This window comes from Caballeronia sp. (assembly GCF_049581465.1).
In the GTDB taxonomy this organism is placed as follows: domain Bacteria; phylum Pseudomonadota; class Gammaproteobacteria; order Burkholderiales; family Burkholderiaceae; genus Caballeronia.
On record NZ_JBAUSA010000962.1, the window covers coordinates 1 to 4,924 of the forward strand.

Here is a 4,924-nt window from a genome sequence, read left to right on the forward strand (position 1 = left end):
CACTTTAGCACCGATCGATGGCAGGGACAAATGGAAGGCGGCCGAAAAACGTCATGATCGTGGCGCTCTTCGGCCGCCTTGAAAGCGCGCCACGACACTACCGGTAAGGCTTAGCTGGTGCCCGTAATATGGTCACCCACGTTGGCGCCAAAAACGCGCTGGCGCAACAGCGACAACTGGTCGCGGGTTTGCGCGGCCTTCTCGAATTCGAGATTTTTCGCGTGATCCATCATCTGCTTTTCGAGCCGCTTGATTTCCTTCGACAGCTGTTTCTCCGACATATCCTCGAACTTGGCGCGTGTTTGCGCTTCCTTCAGTTCGGCGCGCGCGTCGTCGGCGTTATAAACACCGTCGATGATGTCCTTGATCCGCTTCGTCACCCCGCGTGGCGTGATGCCCATGGCGAGGTTGTGCGCGATCTGCTTCGTGCGGCGCCGTTCGGTTTCATCGATAGCGCGCTTCATCGAATCGGTCACCTTGTCGCCGTAGAGGATCGCCTTGCCGTTCACGTTGCGTGCGGCTCGCCCGATTGTCTGGATCAGCGAACGTTCCGCGCGCAGGAAACCTTCCTTGTCGGCGTCGAGAATGGCAACCAGCGAGACTTCCGGTATGTCCAGTCCTTCTCGAAGCAGGTTGATCCCGACCAGTACGTCGAACGTGCCTAGACGCAAATCGCGAATGATTTCAACCCGCTCGACCGTGTCAATGTCGCTGTGAAGGTAGCGCACCTTCACGCCGTGTTCGCTGAGAAACTCGGTCAGCTGTTCGGCCATGCGCTTGGTCAGCACCGTCACCAGCACGCGTTCATGCACTTTCACTCGCGCGTTGATCTCACCGAGCACGTCGTCCACTTGCGAGCGCGCCGGACGCACTTCGATGTCCGGGTCGACCAGGCCGGTCGGCCGCACCAGTTGTTCCGCGACCTGCCCCGCCGTGCGCTTTTCATAATCGGCCGGCGTAGCCGATACGAAGACCGTCTGACGCATCTTGCGTTCGAATTCGTTGAACTTCAGGGGGCGGTTATCGAGCGCCGACGGCATCCGGAAACCGTAATCCACCAGATTTTCCTTGCGCGCCCGGTCGCCGTTGTACATGCCGTTCAACTGGCCGATCAGCACGTGGGATTCGTCGAGCAGCATCAGCGCGTCGGGCGGCAAGTAATCGACGAGCGTCGGCGGCGGTTCGCCCGGCGCCGCACCCGAAAAGTGCCGAGAGTAGTTCTCGATACCTTTGCAAAAACCGAGTTCCTGCAACATTTCCAAATCGAAACGTGTGCGCTGCTCGAGCCGTTGTGCTTCGACCAGCTTGCCGTCCTTGTGGAAAAACTCGAGCCGTTCTCGCAATTCCAGCTTGATCGTCTCAATGGCGCGCATCACCGTATCGCGCGGCGTTACATAGTGCGACGACGGATAAACCGTAAAACGCGGAATCTTGTTGCGCACACGGCCGGTGAGCGGATCGAAGATCTGCATCGACTCGATTTCGTCGTCGAAAAGCTCGACGCGCACCGCCATTTCGGCGTGTTCGGCCGGGAAAATATCGATCGTATCGCCGCGTACGCGGAATGTGCCGCGCGAAAAGTCAGCTTCGTTGCGGGTGTATTGCATGGCAATCAGCCGCGCGATGACCTCACGTTGGCCGAGTTTATCGCCCGTGCGCAAGGTCAGGACCATCCTGTGATATTCCGACGGATTGCCAATACCGTAGATCGCCGACACGGTCGCCACGATCACCACGTCGCGCCGCTCAAGTAAACTTTTGGTCGCGGACAACCGCATTTGCTCGATGTGCTCGTTGATCGACGAATCCTTCTCGATGAACAAATCGCGCTGCGGAACGTACGCTTCCGGCTGATAGTAATCGTAGTAGGAAACGAAATACTCGACGGCATTGCGCGGGAAAAACTCGCGAAACTCGGCATACAACTGCGCGGCGAGCGTCTTGTTCGGCGCGAACACAATCGCAGGACGGCCCATTCGGGCAATCACGTTGGCCATTGTGAAGGTCTTGCCGGAACCCGTCACGCCGAGCAGCGTCTGGAACGACAGCCCGTCTTCGATCCCTTCCACCAATGTCTCGATAGCGGTCGGCTGGTCGCCGGCGGGCAGATACGGCTGATAGAGCTGGAACGGCGAGCCCTTGAAGGTGACGAATTTGGTTTCGTCGAGGGCGTCGGCAACTTCTGCGAGCGGGGTGTCGGACATGAGGAAGATGAGCCTTGGCCGAGAGCAAACGTCCATTCTAGCCGTTCGCGCCAGAGCGGGTTTGGCGGTGCTTTGGGAATTCCTGCACGGGCCGGCTTGGCCGCTGACGCTGCCCGGCTTTTCCATATGGCGAGCGTCAATTCGTTACAATGGCGATCCAGGGCTAAGACCGATTTTCCGGGGACGAGGGGCGTGGTTCGGCATCAAGCCAAGGTGCAGCGCGCCAGTTTCCCGTCTCGATAGCCCATGCCTCACGCCTTTCCACTACCGTCGATAAATCATGTCTCTTTTCTCTGCCGTCGAACTCGCTCCTCGTGACCCGATCCTGGGTCTGAACGAAGCTTTCAATGCCGACACACGCACGACCAAGGTCAATCTTGGCGTGGGCGTGTACTTCAATGAAGAAGGCAAGATTCCCCTCCTGCGTGCCGTTCGCGAAGCAGAGAAAGCACGGGTCGACCTCGCCCTGCCGCGTGGTTACTTGCCGATGGAAGGCATCGCTGCCTATGACGCAGCCGTACAAAAGCTGCTGCTCGGCAACGACTCGCCGCTGATCGCCGATGGTCGCGTGGTGACGGCGCAAGCGCTGGGCGGCACGGGTGCGCTCAAGATCGGCGCCGACTTCCTGAAGCGCTTGAATCCGACAAGCAAAGTCGCCATCAGCGACCCGAGCTGGGAAAACCATCGTGCGCTGTTCGAATCGGCGGGTTTCGAGGTCGTCAATTACCCCTATTACGATGCAGCCACGCACGGCGTGAAGTTCGACGAGATGCTGGCCGCGTTCAATAGCTATCCGGCCGGAACGGTCGTCGTGCTTCACGCTTGCTGCCACAACCCGACCGGCGTGGACCTGACGCTGGCGCAATGGCAACAAGTGGTGGAAACGGTCAAGGCTCGTTCACTCGTGCCGTTCCTCGACATCGCGTATCAAGGGTTTGGCGACAGCATCGACGCCGACGCCGCTGCGGTGCGTTTGTTCGCTCAAGCCGACATCAACGTGTTCGTGTCGTCGTCGTTCTCCAAGTCGTTCTCGCTGTATGGCGAGCGCGTGGGCGCTTTGTCGATCATCACCAGCAGCCGTGAAGAATCGTCGCGGGTCTTGTCGCAACTCAAGCGCGTTATCCGCACCAACTATTCGAATCCGCCCACACATGGCGGCGCCGTGGTCGCCGCCGTCCTGGCGTCGGCTGAACTGCGCGCGACGTGGGAACAGGAACTCGGCGAAATGCGCGATCGTATTCGCGCCATGCGCCACGGCCTAGTCGAGAAGCTCAAGGCAGCGGGCATTGACCGCGACTTCGGTTTCGTCAGCCGCCAACGAGGCATGTTCTCGTACTCCGGACTGACGTCGCCGCAAGTGGACCGCCTGCGCGAAGAGTTCGGGATCTACGCTGTTAGCACGGGCCGTATTTGCGTGGCCGCGTTGAACACGCGCAACCTCGCGACCGTCGCTGACGCTATCGCGGTCGTACTGAAGTAAGCCTGGACGACCTCAACCCGTCGTAAGAACGGCGCTCGCTACGAGCGCCGTTTTTTTATGGTCGGGACGTCTGCTGGAGCGCGCTGGCATTACACCGAAATGAATCGTTGGCGGCGGTCAACCCCCTAACGCCCATGCCGATGAATGTCATGCGTGGTGAACCCGGATTCATTCGTGGGCATGTCGAGCCACTCTCGATGGCTCAGGCTTGCGCGAATATCGGTCAAGCCGTTGTCCCAATGCTCGCGCATCGTCGACAACCCGAACTGATAGTCCTTGTAGTTGCCCTCGTATTCCTTGTGCTGGTAGATCAGGTGAATCACGTTATAGCGCTTCGAACACGCAAGATCCTCGGCAGCCTTACACCAGGGATCGCTGTTACGGATGTCTCGCGGCACCCTCTCGAGCACTTCTCTCAGTACATTGCGGAACCGCTGCGAGCGCTGCATGGTGTCCGTTACGAGCCGCGTCCGACTCGAATACTGAACGTCCTTTACGCGTCCCATGACATCGACGATGCTATCCGGCACCGGCCCGCGCGCGCTCCAAAGATCGACCTGGAACGCGAGCGTGTCGCGACGCGGCGTCGCCTGCACAATCTCGTATAGCGGCGTGTTCGACATCAATCCGCCATCCCAGTAATACTCGCCGTCGATTTCCACGGCCGCGAAGCCCGGCGGCAGCGCGCCCGAAGCGATGAAATGCTCCGCGCGTAGACGAATTTTTGAATTGTCGAAATATGCAAAATTGCCGGTCGCTACGTTCACGGCTCCCACGGACACGCGCGTCTCTTGCGAATTGATGCGGTCGAAATCGCAGAACTGCTCAAGCGTGGCCTTGAGCGGCGTTGTATCGTAAAAACTCGCGGTTGTCGGGTCGCCGGCCGCAAGTGGCGACGGAGGCGGAAACCGCGGAACGAAAAACCCTTTCTGCCCTTCCACCACCGCGCCGAACGCTTGCATCGCCGTGAACGCCTTGCGAATCTCATCGGTGGAATTGAAAAACGCATGCTCGATGAAAGCGGGTAGCGGCGGCATGAAGGCCGGTTGGCAGATCGTTTCCCAAAACTCAAGCAAGCGCACCACGCGATCCTCGGGCGCATTCCCCGCGATGATCGCCGTATTCAGGGCTCCGATCGAGATGCCTGCAATCCAGCTTGGATGAATACCCGCCTCGTGCAAGCCCTGGTACACACCCGCTTGATAGGCCCCGAGCGCACCGCCGCCCTGCAGCATTAACG

At 59.5% G+C, this 4,924-nt stretch carries 3 protein-coding genes; 1 reads left to right on the top strand and 2 read right to left on the bottom strand.

Going from position 1 to position 4,924, the window contains the following annotated elements:
* Positions 1-110: 110 nt before the first annotated feature.
* Positions 111-2,204 (bottom strand): excinuclease ABC subunit UvrB, encoded by a 2,094-nt coding sequence (uvrB, locus tag WCA53_RS23640; protein WP_423916183.1) that lies wholly within the window; start codon positions 2,202-2,204, stop codon positions 111-113.
* A gap of 280 nt (positions 2,205-2,484) precedes the next feature.
* Here uvrB and WCA53_RS23645 point away from each other — a divergent pair, with 280 nt between their 5' ends.
* Positions 2,485-3,684, top strand: coding sequence for an amino acid aminotransferase (locus WCA53_RS23645; RefSeq protein WP_423916185.1), 1,200 nt, complete (start codon positions 2,485-2,487; stop codon positions 3,682-3,684).
* Between the two features lie 125 nt (positions 3,685-3,809).
* On the opposite strand, the gene WCA53_RS23650 is transcribed toward WCA53_RS23645, so the two are convergent.
* Positions 3,810-4,924: patatin-like phospholipase family protein (locus tag WCA53_RS23650; protein WP_423916187.1), on the bottom strand; the 1,115-nt coding region annotated here is incomplete at its 5' end.